At 44.1% G+C, this 19438-nt stretch carries 15 protein-coding genes; 6 read left to right on the forward strand and 9 right to left on the reverse strand.

From position 1 onward, the window contains the following. Nucleotides 1-4 precede the first annotated feature (4 nt). Nucleotides 5-2410: a phenylalanine--tRNA ligase subunit beta gene (pheT, locus tag DPF91_RS12235; protein WP_117234714.1), complete on the forward strand. Its 2406-nt coding sequence runs from the start codon at nt 5-7 to the stop codon at nt 2408-2410. 250 nt (nt 2411-2660) lie between these two features. After that, nucleotides 2661-4205: a ParB-like protein gene (locus DPF91_RS22255; protein ID WP_241033817.1), complete on the forward strand. Its 1545-nt coding sequence runs from the start codon at nt 2661-2663 to the stop codon at nt 4203-4205. Between the two features lie 195 nt (nt 4206-4400). Here the strand turns inward: DPF91_RS22255 and DPF91_RS12245 are convergent, their stop codons facing one another. After that, nucleotides 4401-6263 carry an ATP-dependent nuclease gene (locus DPF91_RS12245; protein ID WP_117234715.1) on the reverse strand — a complete coding sequence of 621 codons (1863 nt, stop codon included), beginning with the start codon at nt 6261-6263 and terminating at the stop codon, nt 4401-4403. Between the two features lie 303 nt (nt 6264-6566). Next, nucleotides 6567-7022, reverse strand: a complete 456-nt coding sequence (locus DPF91_RS12250; protein ID WP_117234716.1) for an Lrp/AsnC family transcriptional regulator — start codon at nt 7020-7022, stop codon at nt 6567-6569. Between the two features lie 141 nt (nt 7023-7163). On the opposite strand from DPF91_RS12250, the gene DPF91_RS12255 reads away from it, so the two are divergent. Beyond that, on the forward strand, nt 7164-8975 hold the full coding sequence (locus DPF91_RS12255; protein ID WP_117234717.1) for an aminotransferase class I/II-fold pyridoxal phosphate-dependent enzyme: 1812 nt from the start codon (nt 7164-7166) through the stop codon (nt 8973-8975). Between the two features lie 67 nt (nt 8976-9042). On the opposite strand, the gene DPF91_RS12260 is transcribed toward DPF91_RS12255, so the two are convergent. Next, nucleotides 9043-9537: a YcxB family protein gene (locus tag DPF91_RS12260; protein WP_117234718.1), complete on the reverse strand. Its 495-nt coding sequence runs from the start codon at nt 9535-9537 to the stop codon at nt 9043-9045. A 247-nt stretch (nt 9538-9784) separates the two neighbouring features. On the opposite strand from DPF91_RS12260, the gene DPF91_RS12265 reads away from it, so the two are divergent. Both DPF91_RS12265 and ihfA read left to right on the forward strand, forming a co-directional pair. Then, a complete protein-coding gene (locus DPF91_RS12265; RefSeq protein ID WP_164684137.1) occupies nt 9785-11902 on the forward strand; it encodes a sensor domain-containing diguanylate cyclase in 2118 nt (705 codons plus the stop codon). A 365-nt stretch (nt 11903-12267) separates the two neighbouring features. Further along, the gene (gene ihfA / locus DPF91_RS12270) at nt 12268-12564 is read left to right on the forward strand and encodes an integration host factor subunit alpha (RefSeq protein WP_117234720.1); all 297 of its coding nucleotides are present in this window, start codon (nt 12268-12270) and stop codon (nt 12562-12564) included. 88 nt (nt 12565-12652) lie between these two features. Here ihfA and DPF91_RS12275 read toward each other — a convergent pair whose 3' ends face one another. Continuing rightward, nucleotides 12653-13426, reverse strand: a complete 774-nt coding sequence (locus DPF91_RS12275) for a nucleotidyltransferase family protein (RefSeq protein WP_117234721.1) — start codon at nt 13424-13426, stop codon at nt 12653-12655. Between the two features lie 282 nt (nt 13427-13708). Here DPF91_RS12275 and DPF91_RS12280 point away from each other — a divergent pair, with 282 nt between their 5' ends. Then, the gene (locus DPF91_RS12280) at nt 13709-14359 is read left to right on the forward strand and encodes a thiopurine S-methyltransferase (protein ID WP_117234722.1); all 651 of its coding nucleotides are present in this window, start codon (nt 13709-13711) and stop codon (nt 14357-14359) included. Between the two features lie 103 nt (nt 14360-14462). On the opposite strand, the gene purT is transcribed toward DPF91_RS12280, so the two are convergent. The 5 genes from purT to sbcB form a co-directional block, all read right to left on the reverse strand. After that, nucleotides 14463-15638 (reverse strand): formate-dependent phosphoribosylglycinamide formyltransferase, encoded by a 1176-nt coding sequence (gene purT, locus DPF91_RS12285; protein WP_117234723.1) that lies wholly within the window; start codon nt 15636-15638, stop codon nt 14463-14465. Nucleotides 15639-15816: 178 nt separating this feature from the next. Beyond that, a complete protein-coding gene (cdd, locus tag DPF91_RS12290) occupies nt 15817-16704 on the reverse strand; it encodes a cytidine deaminase (protein WP_117234724.1) in 888 nt (295 codons plus the stop codon). Between the two features lie 190 nt (nt 16705-16894). Further along, nucleotides 16895-17581, reverse strand: a complete 687-nt coding sequence (locus DPF91_RS12295) for an LrgB family protein (RefSeq protein ID WP_117234725.1) — start codon at nt 17579-17581, stop codon at nt 16895-16897. Further along, nucleotides 17581-17946: a CidA/LrgA family protein gene (locus DPF91_RS12300; protein ID WP_117234726.1), complete on the reverse strand. Its 366-nt coding sequence runs from the start codon at nt 17944-17946 to the stop codon at nt 17581-17583. The genes DPF91_RS12295 and DPF91_RS12300 overlap by 1 nt, the downstream gene beginning before the upstream one ends. Nucleotides 17947-17955: 9 nt before the next feature. After that, nucleotides 17956-19380, reverse strand: coding sequence for an exodeoxyribonuclease I (gene sbcB, locus DPF91_RS12305; protein WP_117234727.1), 1425 nt, complete (start codon nt 19378-19380; stop codon nt 17956-17958). Nucleotides 19381-19438 lie beyond the last annotated feature (58 nt).

Consider the following 19438-nt stretch of genomic DNA (forward strand, 5'->3'; position numbering starts at 1 on the left):
CACAATGAAATTCAGCGAATCATGGCTTCGTGAGTGGGTAAACCCTTCAGTTTCTACTGACGAGCTTACGCACCAAATCACTATGGCTGGCCTAGAGGTTGACGACGTTCTTCCTGTAGCTGGCTCATTCACTGGCGTTAAAGTTGGTAAAGTTGTTGAGTGTGGTCAACACCCAGACGCAGACAAACTACGCGTAACTAAAGTTGATGTTGGCGCAGAAGAACTGTTAGACATCGTATGTGGCGCATCTAACTGTCGTCTAGGCATCAAGGTTGCAGTTGCTACGGTTGGCGCAGTACTTCCAGGCGACTTCAAAATCAAGAAAGCAAAGCTACGTGGTCAACCATCACACGGCATGCTTTGTTCATTCTCTGAGCTAGGTATCGACGTAGAATCAGACGGCATCCTAGAGCTAGCAGAAGATGCAGTAATCGGTACAGATTTCCGCGAATTCCTAGGTCTTGACGACGTAACTGTAGACGTTGACCTAACAGCAAACCGCGCTGACTGTTTCAGCATCCGTGGCCTTGCTCGTGAAGTTGGCGTACTAAACCGTGCTGACGTAACTGAACCTTCAGTTGAAGCGGTTGCAAACACTATCGAAGACGCAGTTTCTATCGAAGTGAAAGCGCCAGCAGCATGTCCACGTTACCTAGGTCGCGTAGTTAAGAATGTTAACGTTCAAGCTGAGACACCGCTTTGGATGCAAGAGAAACTGCGCCGTTGTGGTATTCGCTCTATCGACCCAGTAGTAGACATCACTAACTACGTTCTTCTAGAGCAAGGTCAACCAATGCACGCATTCGATCTAGCGAAGATCGAAGGTGGTATTGTAGTTCGTCTAGCAGAGCAGGGCGAAAAGCTAACGCTTCTAGACGGCAACGAAGTAGAACTAAACGCAGATACTCTAGTAGTAGCAGACCACAAAAAAGCGCTAGCAATCGCTGGTATCTTTGGTGGTGAAGAGTCTGGTGTAACGACTGAGACTAAAGACGTTCTACTTGAGTGTGCATTCTTTGCACCTGACCACATTCGTGGTCGCGCACGTAGTTACGGTCTGCACACTGATTCTTCAATGCGTTTTGAGCGTGGTGTGGACTTCGCACTACAAACAAGCGCAATGGAGCGTGCAACTCAGCTTCTAGTTGAAATCTGTGGCGGTGAAGTAGCACCAGTGGTTGGCGTTGAGTCAGAATCTGATCTACCAAAAGCAAACACAGTAGCGCTACGTCGCACTAAACTAGACAGCCTACTAGGCCACCACATTGCAGACAGCGATGTTGCTGAGATCCTAGAGCGTCTTGGCCTGACAGTAGAAACTACTACTGAGGGTTGGACTGCAACAGCACCAAGCTGGCGTTTTGATATCGCAATCGAGCAAGACCTAATTGAAGAAGTAGGTCGTATCTACGGTTACGATAACATTCCAAACCAACACCCAGTTGCAACGCTTAAGATGAACAACCACGTTGAAGCGAACATTCCGCTTAAACGTGCACGTGATCTACTGGTTGACCGTGGTTACCACGAAGCAATCACTTACAGCTTCGTTGAGCCAGAGCAGCAAAAACTCGTTGTGCCAGATGTTGAGCCACTAATCCTTCCGCACCCAATCTCTGCAGATATGTCAGCGATGCGTCTAGGTTTGATTCAAGGTCTATTAAACACGGTTGTTCACAACCAGAAACGTCAACAGCCGCGCGTTCGTCTATTCGAATACGGCCTACGTTTCATCCCATGTGAGTCTGCTGAAAACGGTATGCGCCAAGAAGCAATGCTTGCTGGTGTTATTGCTGGTACTCGCAGCGAAGAGCACTGGGACATTGAGACAAACACGGTAGATTTCTTCGATCTTAAAGGCGATCTAGAAGCAATCCTTGAGCTAACGGCAAACGAGAAAGCCTACTCGTTCTCGGCTCTTACTGCTGAAAATAAAGCGAAACACCCAACACTTCACCCTGGTCAATCTGCGGCAATCATCGTTGACGGCAACGAAGTGGGTGTTATCGGTACTGTTCACCCAGAGCTAGAGCGTAAGTTCGGTCTAAACGGTCGCACTATCGTATTCGAAGTTGAGTGGTCTGCAATCAACACTAAAGTGATTCCAGAAGCAGTGCAACTTTCTAAGTTCCCTGCAAACCGTCGTGATATCGCAGTAGTAGTAGACGAGTCAGTCGCTTCTGGCGAAATCGTTGAAGCGTGTATCGCAGCTGGTGGTGAGTTCCTAACAGACGCTAAACTGTTCGACGTTTACGTAGGTAAGGGCGTAGAAGAAGGCAAGAAGAGCCTAGCTATCGCACTTAGCCTACAGTCTGTAGAGCGCACACTTGAAGATGCAGACATCGCTGGTTCAGTAGATGCTATTGTAGCTTCAATCTCAGAGAAATTCGGCGCAGCACTTCGCGACTAACTTCTTCTGCTCGATAGAAAAACCAAAGGCCTCGCAATTGCGAGGCCTTTTTGTCGGTCATCGTATGAGGGCTTGCCCAATTAGCACGTAACGGATTAGCGAGGTATAGCAAAGCGTCTAATCGGTAGGCGGAAATCAGTCAGCCACCATAGAACGAATGCAACATCTTCTTTATTAAAGTGAAATATTAGTGTCACGGTAACATATTAGCTTAACGCATGAATATTTATTCCAAAATATAGAAGGACTTATGAAAAAAATTGGGATTTTTGCCACGATTGGCGCTCTGGCTATCTTCGCTTTACCAACTCACGCAAGTAATGTCTCTGAAGGCGATGTTATTAATCTTGGTCTCCATGAGTTAAAACCAACTCAACCATCTGTGGGTTATGATCAAATTATGTACAAGTTGGGTCGTTACCAATTTGACCAAGAAAAGATGTTTGATGAAATCTGTGAAGCTAACGGCCAAAAAGGCGTATCAAGCATCAAAGACCAAGCACACCCGAATATTCCTTCGAGTTTCACTTGTGAAATGGAAACAGGTGCACGTCAAAAAGACATGAAGACTGTGGTTATCGCACCCAACGGTGAATACTACCTGACTGATGGTCACCATACGTTCAATGTGTTCTACCGCATGCCTCAAGGTGGCGCATCGTTCAATGTGAATGTGGTGGTTGATAAAGATTACCGCAATCTCAAAAACATGGACGCGTTCTGGAACCAAATGGCAAAAGACGGCAATACATGGCTGTTTGATAACCACGGTGAAGCGATTAGCTATCAACAACTTCCAACCTCTCTTGGGCTAACCAACTTCGCTAACGATCAATACCGCTCACTGATGTACTTTTCTCGTGATGTGGGCTGGAACAAGCCAAGTCAGCCAGTCCCGTTCTTAGAGTTCTACTGGTCTAAAGAAGTACGTAAAGCGATTGATGCAGTAGACTTTGATCTGAATTCTACCGAAGGTTATGCAAAGGCAGTTAATGCGGTCAGCAACCATATCCTATCTATGGATACCAACAATGTTGGAGGCTCAAACCTTTCGGTTAAACAGATGGGTCAGTTCAGCGCATACAACCAAAAAGGCTTCGATAAACTGTTCAAAGAGCGTGGTAAGGTGGACTACATGCTGCGTTACAAAACAACATCGACCGCCAATGGTTTAAGCTATGACTTAGCAGCGGCCTCAGCTCCCGCACTAAAACAATTAGACTCATTTACCCTTGAAGCAAACTCAAGCTTTAATGATTATCCAGCAGCTTCTGCTGATGGCATCGTCAATGCAATTGTAGAGATCCCAACAGGTACTTCCGCTAAGTGGGAACTAAGCAAAGACAATGACAAGCAAGTTATCTGGGAACATAAAAAAGGTGCTCCACGCGTGGTTAACTACCTTGGTTACCCAGGTAACTACGGCTCTATCCCACGTACAGCACTACCAAAAGAATTTGGTGGTGATGGCGACCCATTAGATGTGATTGTTCTTGGTCAGTCTGTACCACGTGGTGAAGTTGTTCCTGTACGTCTGATCGGTGTGATGAAAATGCTCGATGATGGCGAGCAAGACGACAAACTCGTTGCCGTTCTCACTAACGATTCACCATTTAAAGATGTTTCTTCTCTAAACGAGCTAAACAATACCTACCCAGGTGTTCAAGACATCGTTGGCCTTTGGTTTGAAAACTACAAAGGCCCTGACGGTGGCATGAAACTGCAAGGCTGGGGCGACGAAGTAGAGGCCAACAAGATCCTTGATGCGGCAAGAAAATACTACACAGTGAATTAAACTGCCATTAGATAATTGGAATTAGGTTTGAGCCCTCGTTGCGTTGTAATGAGGGCTTTTTCTTTGGAACTGTGGCTACATATACAGGCTAAATATACTGGGTTTATGAAGCTTTTGGACAGAAACGTGATAGGTCTATTGCTCTAAAACGTTTCTGTCAGATTAGGAAAAGTTCCTTGAAGCCTTGAACTCTTATTAAGCTTTTGGCTTCAGGATGCGTTCAATCTTGCTTACTACATCCTCGCCTTTTCCAATGGTAATAGGAAATCCACGAACATCTAAAATATTGCTCTTCAATGCAATTGAAAGTTGCTCGCCCTCTACAGCCAAATCAAAAAGTTCGGATTTTTCTCTAAGGATTGTCTTGCAAAGTATCTTCATTTCTTGAGTGTTAGACCCCGCATTTAGCTTAGCTACAGCAGGAGCTGCTATTGATAGCAGTACATCTCTCAATGATTCAGCTTCATTGATTTTTTCACCTTGAGACGCAAACTTAATACACCTAGTTACTTCAGGCAGAACTCCTTCTAACGTTGACGGTTCCAAACCATCCAAGTACTCGATTTCATCCACAGCAGCGCTAGGTTTTCCTTCAGAAGTGAAGATATCCGACGATTGATAATATGATTCAATAGCCCCCTTTCTTAAGATAAAACAACCCGCTAGTTCTAATAGCCCCAAGACAGCTTCCAACCGACATCTAATTGTGATCCAAGATCTGTCTGTGTTTAAATCAGACAACGTACTTTCATCATGGCTAAATAAAGCACAGAATACGGCTCTTCGTTTTGCTTTAGTCTCTTCACCTTCCCCTTTATTTACCCAGTATGGGTGAGGGGTAGCTATATCCTCGATCTCTTCCCATTTATTATTTACCAATTGGCAGAAGTCATTATAAGCAGAAGTTGCAAGAGCAGTTGCAGAAGCAGCTCCAGACGCAGCGGCTTTTTGATCTGCGATTATACATCCGTTGAGATAATAGTTAGTTAATTCAAGACTATCGGCAAAAGCATCAGCATCCGCTAAAACTACTGGAGCCTTCCCCAGTAGTTTTATAAATTTTGACACTACAGGCATTTGACCCGTGCCAATCACTGGCAATAACTGAGAGCCAGATGCTTCTATATGAATCCCTAGTTTTTGAGACAAAAAGCTACAAATGAGAGCGTCTGAAGGCCCCTCAACTAATAGTGGCTTTCTACAAAATAGAGAAAGTTTATGCTCTTGCCCTAAGCGAGCAACTAATGCTTGTACTTTCTTGTTCTGAAGTTCGCCAGATTCTGGAGATATTTGGACAGGTGCAGTATCTAGGTCATGGCAAAAAACTAGAGATAGCAGGTCGTCACATTTTAATATATTCAACATTTCTGTTGAATGAGTTGCCATAACTATTATCTTCTTAAAGCCATTTTCAGAATAGTGGCCAGCAGCTGAAGCAATCTCATTTAGTAAAAACGCTTGTAGCTGCGGATGCAATGAGACTTCAGGCTCATCTAGCATCAAAGCCCCTACGTCATCATCATACAGCGCTGCTAATAAGCCAACTAAATGAAGTAACCCTGACGCCTCTCGACCCGAGGAGTATGGCGCACCTTCTTTATCCAATCTTGCAAAAACAACCTTTAAAGTACCCGCATCCCATTCAATAATGAGATCTCTCTTGAATAGCTTTTTAAGACGTTCTTGCACTTTAACCAGAATGTCTGCTCTCTCGGATAATGTTTGGAAGTCACCATTTAGTGTTTCAATGTTATGGCGCCTATCTACGTCGCCTTTCCTACCGAAATTAGCATTTTCATATAATATCCCACTTCCTCTACGGCCGTCGTAATCCGATCGGCTCTGCTCAAGCATTCCCATTCTGCCAGCAGAAATAAACCTAATCTTCTTGCCTTGAACATGCTGTGGTAGTGCATTCTTTATGGCTCTAAGCAGGTGTGTTTTACCACTTCCATTAGGCCCAATTAGTATTGTCAGCCCATTCCGAATGGTAATTTCGCGATTAAAATTTCCATTGTGGCTCTGAACTGTAGTGTTTAACACGATAGGGAAAGGCATATTACTCCTTTAAGATGTATAACAGCGCCTTTTCAGCAGGCATTATCTTTATAATATAAAAAAATACAGGCACCATGGCAGTAAAATACTGTTCTATGGGGCTTATTGTCCCTAGCACTCACAAATTACAGGTCATTTCTGTATAGTTGCAAATGCTCAACTAGGGTCATAATCTTCTATTAGAAAATGTAGGTCAAGAACTGACATGGGGAAGTGCTCAGGAATCGACTGCTAAATGATTTTGGGGCAAAATCGAGTTTGCGTTAGCCATTATAAGCACTAAAAAACAGCGCCCAATTCAGTTCACCTAATTGGCAACTTCGTCTTCGCCTTTACCTGCCCAAAGGCAAAGCTCGACTCAATAGAGGCGATGTTTGGCAATCGAGTTAATTGCTTGCGAATAAATTGCTCGTAGCTTTTAAGCGACTCACTGACTACGTGTAATAGGTAGTCGTGATTCCCTGTCATCAGAAAACACTCTAATACTTCTTCAATCAATTCTATGTGTTGCTCGAAGTCTTTCATGTTCTCTTCTGTCGGTTTTTCGAGTTTTACTAATACGAATACATTAATAGGCAGTCCGCAGGCTTCTTGGTCGACACTGGCGTGGTAGCCACGGATGACACCTTGTTTTTCTAACGCTCGCACTCGGCGTAGGCAAGGTGAGGGCGACAGTGCGACTCGATCTGCCAGTTCTTGGTTAGTGAGTCGTGCGTTGCTTTGCAGTTCAGCTAATATCTTCTTATCTATCTCATCCATTGGCATATTCCATCATTAATAAATCAAATTCGGCAATATTATTGCTCAAAGTGTATGTCTTACTTCGTAAATAGCAATTATTAGAACGAGCCGAATACTAAAATTAATGGAGGTACACGAGGATGGAACGATAAAGGAATTATGAACACTTCAACTCAACTTAGTCCACTGCGTAAAACAACCAAACACGAACAAGCAGAAGCCCTTGCTATAGAGCAAGCACAGCATTTTGGTATCGACCCAAAAAGTGAGTACGGCACCACGCTGATTGAACTGGCGACGACACTGTACAAAGCTAACAGCAAAACACACGACCTTTGGGCAATAACCGTTGATGGGCTTTCAGAGCTCGATAAGAGTGATCGAATCGCTTGGTTTAATGCCAAACGATTTTTGTCGTTTCAGATTGCTAAGATCCTAGATAATCTTCAAAATCCGATGCGCGCGACTTACCAGTCCATAGCGACCAATAATGGCAACTTTGCCTCAAAAGGTGCGTATCCTATTTTCGACAATGTGGCTGCGATATTTTCTGCAAGCCCAGTGATTACGAGGACTGCGACCTATTTGTTTGCGTGTACAGAATGGATTGAAGATGCATTCAACGGCAAAGAGCCGCTGCACGATATCTATTCGCGACTTCTCAACCCCACCTCGATCTCACTGGCTAATCACATGGTGGATCTTGAAGCAGGTTCGAGAGCGAACGAATATCTCGCATGGAATTTTAACTCCGGTATGGCGGCGATTGATGGGCTGTTGAGCCATCTGCTTGGCCATGAAGACATTGTATTAGCATCGCGCAATATCTATGGCGGTTCTTATCAGTTGTTAGAAGATTGGTTTGGGAAGCCTTCTAACCTCAATGTCGCGGTAGAGTGGGTGGATGGTTACTCAGGAGATGAGTTTGCTGCTCGCCTTGATGAGGTAGCCGACAAATATGCAGATCGCATTGCTGCGGGTAAGAAAATCTACGTCTACCTCGAGTCACCGTGTAACCCGCATGGATATGTGTTGGATGTCGCCAATATAAGTAAAGTGAGTCACTCTCGTGGTTGGGATGTCATTGTGGATTCTACGGTGGGCACACCACTATTGCACCCTGTACTCAAACGTGATGATGTAATGGAAAGACCTGATTATGTGATTCACTCTTACACCAAAGAATTGGCGGGTTCTGGCACCACAACCGCAGGCGTGGTGATTGGTCGAAACGAGACCATGTTTGTTCCAAAAGGCGAAGAGGTTACCTTCACTAAACCTAACGGAAACGAAGTTATCATTCCATGGAACGAGACGCTGTTTTGGAATGTGTACTACATCAAGGGTGCATTTTTAGATGCGGACAAGGCGTTTGAAGTGCTCAACGGCATGAAAACCTATGAGATGCGCGTGGTGCAAAAAACCATTAATACTCTGACTCTTGCGAAGATTTTTGATGCCCATCCTGACATCAATGTGTCGTGCCCTGCATTGCCAGACAGTGATAACTATGAGCACTGCCAGAATAACATGTACTTAGGGTTACCAGCGGCGCTGTTTACTATTGATATGGAAGGTAATGGCAATCGTGCCCCAATCAATCGTGATGGATTTAAGCAGTTCTTCGACATGCTTGAGCCTGCGATCGGAATGCAAGTGAGCCTTGGACAAACTAACACGGTGGCCTTATGTCCGGCACTTACGACGCATTCAGAGCTCAGTGATGATGCGCTTGATGAAGCGGGTATTAAACCCACCACGATGCGTATCTCAATTGGTTTAGAGGACCCTAGAATGTTCATCGCGCATATCATTGAGGCAGCTAAATTATCCATTGATCACAAGCATGCTAATTTTTCATCGAGCTTTCCAAGCAATGACAGCATTGATGAAATCTATACGCAAACTTATATGGATGTGCACCAGAGGTTCGTGAAGAGTTTGCCGAGGTTTGGTGAGCTGAGCCAGTAAGCTGAATCAATTGAATTAAGGCCTCGTCTATGCGAGGCCTTAGTGTTAGGCAGCGATTTGCTTGATGCTATTTCGCTTTCGATTTCTCATGCTGTTCAAGTATAAATACGACGGCATCTTCATCCAGACAAGACTTACTGACATATTGACGCTGCTTACCAATATGAAGGATAAGCCCGAGGTCAGTCTGCTCAACTTGATCGATGTTATTCCAAGCCAGCGTATTGCTTGTCTTACGGTTGGTATACGTGACGCCATCTTCATCACCTTCGAAGATAACTTTGCTGTTTGCTCCTGAGCTGATCGTTTGTCGCCATAACCACCAGGTACGTCTGCAGTAAACACTGAATGCTTCAACCACACTCAAAACAATAAAGAACCAGCCAACGTATCCGTTTGGTAAGAGTTCGAGTTCTAATAGACCGACACCAAAAATGAGGAAAAGTAAGCTCTTCCAGTACGCGTGTGGGAACTTAATAGGCTGACTTGTTTGATCAAAACACTCGGCAAAAAATGCTTTGTCGAGGGTATATTCTGTGGTGAAACCGGAATCTTTAGACATGGTTGGCTACTTTAGGGTTCTCTTTGTTGGGGTTGTGTTGCGAGTAAGCAATTCATTAATTGTAGCGCTTTAAATTCACTTTCTTTAGCGAAAACTTGGATGTTTTGTAACTCTTGATGACTTTCTAGTCGTTATATTTCTAATAAAAAGAGAGGGCAGCAACATTCCATTTTATAGGCAGTTTACCTGCCGGTAAAACCTGATATTATGATAAATGGTATGTCGTTTTGTTATTTGCAGGTTAGCTATGATAAGAGAGGTAGAAGCGAAAGCCGATCAAATGATCGTCGAGCTTCATGGTGACAGGAATGTTGCTGGTGTATTGAGTGCAAAAGAAGAATTGAAAAAGCTTTTGCAGCAAGACTATACATTAAACCCTATCTACGGAGATTACTTAGAGGCGACTTTAGCGTTTCGTCAAGATGAATACGCAAAGGCGATAGAGCTGTTTTTAAGTATTATCCAACAGGTCCGAGATACCCACTTTAATGTTGTTCACTCCTATTCTTGTGTCTATCTGGCTACGCTTTATGCATTCACCGAGCAATTCTATTTGTCGCAAGAGTTCTTTACTGAAGCGGAAGAGACCTTACGTGACGATGACCATAATCTCTCTCTTTTCCTTAATACCAACCTGTCCGGCATTTATATCGAGCTTGAAGATTATCAGAGTTCGTTAAAGCACAGCATGAAAGCGGTTAGCGCCGGAGAGCAAGCTGACAATCCTCCTGTGTATGCACTGGCTCTGGCAAATTCAGGCTATTCGCTGATGCGTACTATGCAAGCCGACGCTGGTCTTGAAAGCCTTAATAAGGCGGAAGCATACAGCCGCGAACAAGGATTTACGTCTGCTCATGCGTGGACGCTGCTCTATCGGGCGATGACTTTTGAAGTTCTTAAGCGTTTGCCTGAAGCCGCACAAGACTTCAAAGCGGTATATAACTTTACGCGAAACAACAAAGATGTCGTTATTGAGCTTGAGTTTTATAGAGCGTACAGCCGCTTCCTTTATGAAACTTCAAATTATCAGTTAGCTGTTAAGTTTTGTAATCAAGCATTGAGTTCAAAAAGCGTCGGAACACAAATAAAGATTCGTGTTGCCCTTTTACAGGTGCTGTCGGATAGTCATCATAAACTTAATGATTCTTTGGAAGAGAGTCGATGCTTGCGTCTATTGGCGGATGCACAGCAAAATGAGATAGAAAAGAACCGAAAAAACGAATCCAAATATATTCAGCGTGCGATAGGGAATGCCAAAAACAGCTTCGAGTTGCAGCAGTCTCGCAAGGTTACTGAGCAGTTGGACCAAATTAACAGTTTAGGACAGTTGATCGCCAGCTCAAGTGACACTCCAGACGATGTGTTAGCTATCTATGAGTGCATTCAAAATACTGTGCCATGTTCGGCGTTTAGCTTGTCTATTTACTATAGAGACAGAGATGTACTTGAATACCGTTACCAACTTGACAATGGGGAGTTTCGGCCGGGGTTTGAAATAGATTGTAGCGAGATTTCCCGTTTGGGCATTTACTGTGTTAAGAATCAACAAACGTTGCATCTCAACACTTGTAGCGACCAAGAAATCTCCAACTATCTTGATGAAAAATATCGCCTAGCAGACATTTATGTCGGGGAAGACAACCCTGCCGAATGCGGTGGCACCTCGGTTATCACAACTCCTATTGTTTTTCAGAGTAACGTGATTGGGGTGTTTAGTGTTCAAAAAGATACCGTATATGCATACAACAATCTCCATGTGAAGATTGTTGAACAGATAGCCAACTACCTTGCTGTTTCCTTTGTACATAACGGAGAGCTGTTAGAGCAGCAGGAGCAACATCAGTATCGTGAATTGATTTATCATACTGATCCACTTACTGGACTTCACAATCGTCATGGCTTATCAGAGTATCTGAAAGAGCGATTCCAAAGCCCAGATGCTCCAAAGGCGTTAACGGGGCTAATGATCGATATTGATTGTATGAAACGGTACAACGAAACCTACGGCTTGATTAAAGGTGACCAAGTATTGACGAAAGTGGCTAACACATTGAATCAAAGCATTGATGGTGATACTCAAGTTTACCGCATTGGAGGAGATGAGTTCTTACTTCTCCTGTCACAAGGTGATGAAAGCAAGGCACTGAGACAAGCTGAGAGGGTTCAAGCCGAGTTAAATGATCTGAATATCGATCATCCTCACTCATTAGCCACTAACCGTCTGTCAGCAACGATAGGTATATTTAAAGCAGATACCCGTTCTAGTTTTGAACCATTTGTTGAAGCAATGCTCTCTTCAGAGCGTGCGATGATCGGTGCTAAGAAAAAAAGTCGCAATGCAATCTATCGATATGCTATGAAATGATGTGCACTTTGATGTCAGTTCTATCAGCCTATCTAACTGACATATATCACTTTTTTAATAAAACGTATATTTTTTGAACAGAGTGATTTTTAAGGTCTTAAATTCTGCAATTGGTTTGTTGTGTGGATTTATCTGCTGGATATTGCGTGTGTGTGGTTTTTTAGACTGTAAATTTATTGGGCAATAATAAATTACCGTTCTTCCTCATTCTTATATCAGGAATTGTTTAAGAAAAAAGTTGGCGAAAATCATAAGCTTGGCATACACTTTTCTACGAATGGCCGATATGTTGTTGATTGATCGGACATAATGCTTTGGCGCTACCCAAGGGGTGGCATGGTTTAATATAGCTTTGAGGAAGTTTTATGGCGCTCACAAAAGCCGATTTGGCAGAGAACCTGTTTGAAAAGCTTGGATATAGTAAGCGGGACGCCAAGGAAACGGTGGAAGTGTTTTTTGAAGAGATCCGTAAGGCTCTTGAAAATGGTGAACAGGTGAAGTTATCTGGGTTTGGTAATTTTGATCTTCGTGACAAAAATGAACGCCCTGGTCGTAACCCTAAAACCGGTGAAGACATTCCAATCTCGGCACGCCGAGTTGTTACGTTTCGCCCTGGGCAGAAACTAAAAGCCCGTGTTGAAAGCATCGAAGTCAACAAGTAAAGCCAATAAGACCACGCCAAAGCGTGGTCTTTTCTTTTCAAACTCTTCTATTTTGAAATGATAAGCAGTTGTGCCGTATAGGAAATACTTATGCCGCCTCTAGGTGAGTCGTAATGTATGGCTGCCAAGCTGCCTGGTACAAAGACTTACTCTCGTTAGCCAACTGCTTCACTTTAGCCATTTCCCATTCATTCATATCACGACGTTCTGCGGCTGCAACTCGTTCGATTTTCTGAACTTGTTCATAGATCTTATGTTCAGGGCCACTTTTTACGTTGGCAATGTCTGACAAATGAAGTTGCACCTCAGCGATGATGCCTGTTTTAGGCAACTGAACCAAAACGTTCAAATCACGGTAACCTGATGCACGTGGCGCTTTAAAGCGGTTCTTAACTTGTACAACCGTCGCTTCGCGGTTCAGTACTTCGTAAGCCTCAACGAGTGATGGAATATCGTCGGCAATGATTGTTGCACGAGCGATGTCGGTAATCTGTGTTGGGTCGTTGTTCAGTTCAGTTTGCACTTTTTCCCATGCGCGCTGTTTAGACTTGATGCCATTGAACTCAGTGTTTGCCGAGCTATGAAGTGCGCTCTGGCGGCAAATCATCTCGAGTTCACTTTGCGCTTGGAACGACTTGCCGTAAAGAACGTCAAAGTCAGCATATGGCTGCGGAACTTTAGCGCTAAACGGTTCAATACCATATAGGCCGGTCAGGCTATGTTTAAATTTTTGAGGGCAGACCTCGTTTTGAGATTGTTTGCTATTGGAGAGTGACGGAGTGTCGCCAGGTAATGCAGCAAATGCAGGTGCGCGAGAAAGCATCAATAACATTAATGCTGTCGTTCGTAGAAATAAATTCATTCGCAGTCCTCAGTGATAACGTTCAGTAAAACGGAAGAAATAAAGGTTCTGAAAGTTGTCATCTGTCTGCATAAACAGTTATGGGGCCGCTATTCAAGATAACAAGTCGAACCGTTTAAAGAACATGATTATTGTGATCTCAATCCACCACAGCTTTGTCATGCGGATGTGAAAGTTAAGTAAGTATAAGCCTAGCGAATGAATGGAACATGAACGAACTTGTCAGACCTAATCACTTTTTAGTAGGCTTGTGGCACAAAAATAAAAGACTAAGAGAAAGTAATGGAAAACCCAGATTTTTGGCACCAGAAATGGGCATCGAATCAGATTGGATTTCATCTTGAAGATGTCAATCCACTATTAATTAACCACTGGCAAGCAACTAACCCGCAGCGCGATGACAAGGTACTTGTGCCTCTGTGTGGAAAAACAGAAGACTTGATTTGGCTTGCTCAACGCCATGACGAAATTCAAGGTGTGGAGCTAAGTAAGATTGCAGTGCGTTCATTCTTTGCTGAGCACTTTTACACTCCGATGGTGACGCCGGTATCTGGCCAGCACGAATTGTATCAGTTTGATGAGTTGTCGATTTACGTTGGGGACTTCTTTACTGCACCTTTAAGCAAAGCAGACATTATTTATGACCGCGCAGCATTAGTCGCTTTGCCAGAATCTATGCGACTCCAATATGCGGAGCATTTGAAATCGTTACTCAGTGAAAAAGGACGTATCTTATTAGTGACGCTAGATTATGCTCAAAATGAGATGTCAGGCCCTCCATTTAGTATCCATGAAGATGAAGTCGCTCAGCTGTTCTCAGGGTTCAAGATTACTCGCTTAGAGCGAGATGAGGCAGATGAGACTCATCCTAAGATTGCGAAAAAGGGCTTGTCGCGCTTTGCTGAGGAAGTGTGGTTGATCGAGCTGGAGTAACTTTTCCAAACTGCAAATATACGAAAGGGCTGATTGAATCAGCCCTTTTTAGATTTAGGATATCTCTTCATTAATGAAGAGACTGTTAGAAGAATAAAGCAACTTAGTAAGTGATTTTCACTTTTTGTGCGCTTGTGATTGCATCTTCAATCGCTTGTTCCACCGTATTACGGCGCGTGATGGCAACACCTAAGCGGCGGCGGCCATCAATGTCAGGCTTACCAAACAGGCGTACTTGAGTTTGCGGCATTGCTAACGCTTCATTAAGGCCACTGTAACGAAGATTGTTCGAAGTACCTTGACCAAGGACAACAGCAGAAGCAGATGGGCCGTATTGAGTAATGGTGTTGATTGGCATGCCTGTGAATGCACGAACGTGAAGTGCAAACTCAGACATTTCTTGAGAAATCAATGTCACTAGGCCAGTATCGTGTGGGCGAGGAGAGACTTCGTTAAAAATGACACGATCGCCTTTCACAAATAGCTCTACACCAAAGATGCCGTAGCCACCTAGCGCATTAACAACAGATTCAGCGACGTATTCAGCTGCTTTACGAGCGTTTTCTGTCATAGCTTGTGGCTGCCAAGACTCTCGGTAATCACCATCTTCTTGGCGGTGACCGATTGGAGTACAGAAGTGAACACCGTCAACGGCACGAACAGTCAATAGCGTGATCTCATAATCAAAATCGATAAAGCCTTCAACGATTACACGACCAGCGCCAGAACGGCCACCTTCCTGTGCGTAGTCCCAAGCTTTTTGAACGTCTTCCTCTGTTTTGATAACACTCTGGCCTTTACCAGAAGAGCTCATTACAGGTTTAACCACGCAAGGTATACCAACTTCTTCTACTGCTTTCGCAAAGCTTTCGAAGCTGTCTGCAAATTGGTATGGCGATGTTGGTAGAGAAAGCTCTTCGGCGGCTAGGCGACGAATACCCTCACGATTCATGGTTAGCTTAGTTGCTTGTGCGCATGGAACTACGTTAAGGCCTTTTTCTTCAAGCTCTAACAGCTTATCTGTTGCAATAGCTTCAATTTCTGGAACAACGTAATCCGGTTTCTCAGTTTCGATGATACGCTCTAACTCTTCACCATCGAGCATGTTAACAACATAACTACGGTGAGCGACTTGCATAGCCGGTGCGTCTTCATAACGATCGCATGCAATTACTTCTAAACCTAGACGTTGGCATTCAATAGCCACTTCCTTGCCCAGTTCACCAGAACCTAATAGAAGAACACGAGTTGCACTTTCACGGGTAGCAGTTCCAAACATCACTAAAACCTTTCGATATTAAATTGTGTAGCAGCCAGTTAGTAGAGTATTCAATCCAACTAGCAGTTTGATTGGCGAAGATGATACTGGTTTTAACTAGAAAAGCAAACGTTTGCGTAAGGTTTAAAAAGGAAAGCGCTCATATTGAATGAAGAGCGCTTTTTGAGGTTGGAAATGATTATAAAGACGCGTAAGAAACCGGTATATCTGGGTTAATCGACTCGATGGTCGCTTGCGTGTCAGCTAGGTGGCTGATGGTTGCATCAGTCATCTCTGCGAGCGCGACCGCTGCGATATCTTCTAGCGCTTCGTTGTTCAGTGTCAGTTGAATTAGAGCAACTTGCAGAGGGGGGAGACTTGGGTTGAACGCAGCGTTTTCTGCATAGCTACCGAGATAGAGAGCACCAGATTTAGTTTGAATAGCAACACCGCTAAAGTTCTTAGTATAAGGCGCATGACTCTTGTTTAACGCGGAAACTGCTTCTGCGATTAGCTTATCATTACTTTGAGATGCAACGTTATGGTCAACGGTGTGCATCAGTGGAGTCGTGATACCAAGGTCAGAAGGGCCGAAGGCTTCAGGCAGGTATTCATGCAGCGTCTTTTCATCACGTTCTGGTAGCTGGATGTTCAGTGTTTCAGCCGTAGAGATCTCATTCATAAACTGACGACAGTGGCCGCAAGGACTGAAGTTAATAGTAATGTCTTTCAGGCCCGTTTCACCTTTCATCCAAGCATGTGAAATCGCTGATTGTTCCGCGTGGACCGTTTGACCTAGCTGAGTACCAGAAAATTCCATGTTTGCACCAAAGTACAAATTACCGGACAAGCCGCGAGCGATAGCACCAACATAAAAGTTAGAGATTGGCGCATGTGAGAACGTTGCAGCCAGTGGAAGGAGAGCCACACGCAGTTCGTTATCATCTAAACCAGAAAGCTTGCGTAGATGAGCAAACTCCTCAGCAGAGATGGACGCAGAGAAAGTATCACGGCTCATAATATCGGTGAGGTACTGAGCGACTTCGCTAGGAAATGAAGCTAGAGCATCTTGTAGGGTAGCTTGCATAAGAGATCCTGAGTGTATTTAACTATTATTTGATACTCATTCTATGATCAAATTAGATAAATAAAGTGATATAGATCACCAATATAATTGTAACAGGGTTTCATTTCTCACTGTGTGAGTGATCTCACTCATATTTTAGGGCCGAGGACGCCGTTGGAAACAGGTTCGCAAGCTGAATTAATGGAGATTACTATCTAAGGATGATGCTTAACCACAGAGCATAGTCATAGGCTAGAGGAGCGAGAATTGAAGTGATCACACCACAAATGACCAATGCGAGAGAACTGAACGCTGCGTCTCGTGGATCTTTTTCGGCACTCGTCGCAGTCCCGAGTGCGTGCGATACATTGCCCATTGTCAGGCCTTTGGCAATAGGGTGCTGAATCCCTAAAAATTGATAGATAGGGTAGGCAAACAAAGCACCAACTAATCCTGCAATAAGTACGAGGATGGCTGCAATTGCCGCTTCTCCACCCATTTGGCTAGAAATCTCCATTGCTATAGGGGTGGTTACAGACTTACCCAGTACACTTGCGACAAGGGTGAGGTCAGCCCCGAAGAACACAGCGAATGTTGAAGCGGTAAACAGAGATAGCCCACTTCCGACCACACATGCCAACATGATGATGCGCCAGTTTGTTCTGATCTGTGGAAGTTGTTCATATAGAGGTAGAGCTAGAGCGACAACAGCAGGTTGCAGCAGCATACTAATGAATGTGTTGTCAGCATAATAGGTATCAAAATCTATGTCTAAAGCCAGTAGGATTGGGATAATAATCGCAACGCTAAAGAGTAAAGGGTTTGCCAGCGGGGTATTGAGTTTCTGGCACACATAACGACAGACAAAAAATACTGTGACAGTCAGTAAAATCCACATTACTTGTTTGCTCCCGTTAAGAAACGCTCAAGCCAAAGACCTAAAATGACCATAACAAGCAGTGTTCCACCGACCACACTTGCGACGATTGGCAGTGCATTACTGATGAGCAACTCAAAATGGTTCATCAAACCGGTACTTATAGGCACAAACAGCAAGATCATATAGCGAATGAACAAAGATGCACCGGGTTTAACCCACTCAACTTTCACTAGACCACTCGTTAATAGTGAAAACAAAATCAACATTCCGATGATGCTACCAGGAATGGAAATTCCCAATAGAGCTTGAATTGCTTGCCCGATAAACAAGCTAAGCCAAATCAGTGCAAATGATGTGATGTAGTTAAAGAAGGTTTTGACCATAAGTTATTTTTAGCTCACGAGTTTTTCTACGTACTTGTAGACTGATTTTAAAATGTTGAGCTTTGCTTGGTCACTTTCGTTTTCGTGAACTAGGTTTTCAAGATTCAACATGTAGCCTTCGATTCGAGTTTCGAAATAGTCTCTCGAGTGAGCTGCCCACGTCTGTTGCTCTGATTCAGAGAGTGTCCACGGGAAGTTGCGGGCTCGGTAGCGGAACAGCAGTGGTTTGATTCGTTCATCAGCAACATTGAGTTCAATTTCAGCGAGGCTTTCTGGTTTTGCTTCTCGGATGATATCCATCGCAGCTCGATCGGCTGGAGAGAAGAACCCGTCATAAAGCTGAGTATCCACGTTCTCAGACTTCTCAAATTCACGATCTTGGCTATATAGGCCAATCAGCTTTTCTCTAATCTCAGGATGCTTACGAAGAATGGCTAGGTTAGCTAAACACTGTTCACGATCAATTGCCAGGTTCTCCGCGTTCTCTGCTGTGAGTGTTTTTGCTGGAGCAAGAATCGGGCACTTGTTTAGGTGAACGAGTTTAATTGGTATAGGCAACTCTTCAGGAAGTAGGTCTTCACGCTTTGTGTAGAGCCTTTCGCGAAGTTGGTCACTATCCAGTTCGATAAGAGGACTTGGATCTTTGGCCAAATCAACCACCACAGCAGCATTGTTATTGGTTGGATGCCAAGCAACCGGTACTACCCAGCTTGTGTAGTTACACTCTTTACCTAACATACCAGATACATGGACAAGAGGAGTCATATTGACAATATCGACGAGCTCATTGAGCTTACGCTTGTGACGCATCGAGTACAGGTAATCAAACATCTTAGGTTGAGCGGTTTTGATTTTCTTTGCCATCTCAATTGTGGCAATCACATCCGCCATCGCATCGTGGGCGTTACTGTGCTCGATGCCGTTAGCAACCGAAAGGTGTTCTAGTTTGAAGCTAGGGAAGCCTTCATCGTTTTCTGGCCACTCAATACCCTCAGGGCGCAAAGCGTGAACGGCTCGCATTACATCAAGCAGATCCCAACGAGAATTACCGTTTTGCCAAGCCCATGCATAAGGGTCGATAAAGTTACGGTAACAGGTATAGCGAGTGACTTCGTCATCGAAGCGGATGTTGTTATAACCTAGGCTAGTGGTATTTGGTTTTGCGAACTCTTGATGAATAAGTCGAATAAACTCATGCTCAGGCAGACCTTCTTGCTGTGCTTTTTGCGGAATTATCCCTGTGATGAGTGCTGCTTCTGGAGAAGGAAGGTAATCTGATGGTGGCTGGCAATAGATGACAAGTGGTTCACCAATGATATTTAAATCTAGGTCGGTACGAACGCCAGCAAACTGACTTGGGCGGTCTAAGCCGGGACTGGTACCCCATGTTTCATAATCGAAGAAAAAGAGGGTTGGCTGATCGCTTTGCTGCATGTCGGTAACCTAAATAACTCAAACTGTTATCGTTATTACACCACCCAATGATCGCCAT

The organism is Vibrio maerlii (assembly GCF_003415655.1).
Lineage (GTDB): Bacteria > Pseudomonadota > Gammaproteobacteria > Enterobacterales > Vibrionaceae > Vibrio > Vibrio maerlii.

Bases quoted from the DNA above. Each gene is read 5' to 3' on its own strand.
- DPF91_RS12250 (WP_117234716.1), bottom strand. From the start codon at position 7,022: ATGGATGAGATAGATAAGAAGATATTAGCTGAACTGCAAAGCAACGCA.
- DPF91_RS12300 (WP_117234726.1), bottom strand. From the start codon at position 17,946: ATGGTCAAAACCTTCTTTAACTACATCACATCATTTGCACTGATTTGG.
- DPF91_RS12295 (WP_117234725.1), bottom strand. From the start codon at position 17,581: ATGTGGATTTTACTGACTGTCACAGTATTTTTTGTCTGTCGTTATGTG.
- ihfA (WP_117234720.1), top strand. From the start codon at position 12,268: ATGGCGCTCACAAAAGCCGATTTGGCAGAGAACCTGTTTGAAAAGCTT.
- DPF91_RS12275 (WP_117234721.1), bottom strand. From the start codon at position 13,426: ATGAATTTATTTCTACGAACGACAGCATTAATGTTATTGATGCTTTCT.
- sbcB (WP_117234727.1), bottom strand. From the start codon at position 19,380: ATGCAGCAAAGCGATCAGCCAACCCTCTTTTTCTTCGATTATGAAACA.
- pheT (WP_117234714.1), top strand. From the start codon at position 5: ATGAAATTCAGCGAATCATGGCTTCGTGAGTGGGTAAACCCTTCAGTT.
- DPF91_RS12260 (WP_117234718.1), bottom strand. From the start codon at position 9,537: ATGTCTAAAGATTCCGGTTTCACCACAGAATATACCCTCGACAAAGCA.
- cdd (WP_117234724.1), bottom strand. From the start codon at position 16,704: ATGCAAGCTACCCTACAAGATGCTCTAGCTTCATTTCCTAGCGAAGTC.
- DPF91_RS12265 (WP_164684137.1), top strand. From the start codon at position 9,785: ATGATAAGAGAGGTAGAAGCGAAAGCCGATCAAATGATCGTCGAGCTT.
- DPF91_RS12245 (WP_117234715.1), bottom strand. From the start codon at position 6,263: ATGCCTTTCCCTATCGTGTTAAACACTACAGTTCAGAGCCACAATGGA.
- DPF91_RS12255 (WP_117234717.1), top strand. From the start codon at position 7,164: ATGAACACTTCAACTCAACTTAGTCCACTGCGTAAAACAACCAAACAC.
- purT (WP_117234723.1), bottom strand. From the start codon at position 15,638: ATGTTTGGAACTGCTACCCGTGAAAGTGCAACTCGTGTTCTTCTATTA.
- DPF91_RS22255 (WP_241033817.1), top strand. From the start codon at position 2,661: ATGAAAAAAATTGGGATTTTTGCCACGATTGGCGCTCTGGCTATCTTC.
- DPF91_RS12280 (WP_117234722.1), top strand. From the start codon at position 13,709: ATGGAAAACCCAGATTTTTGGCACCAGAAATGGGCATCGAATCAGATT.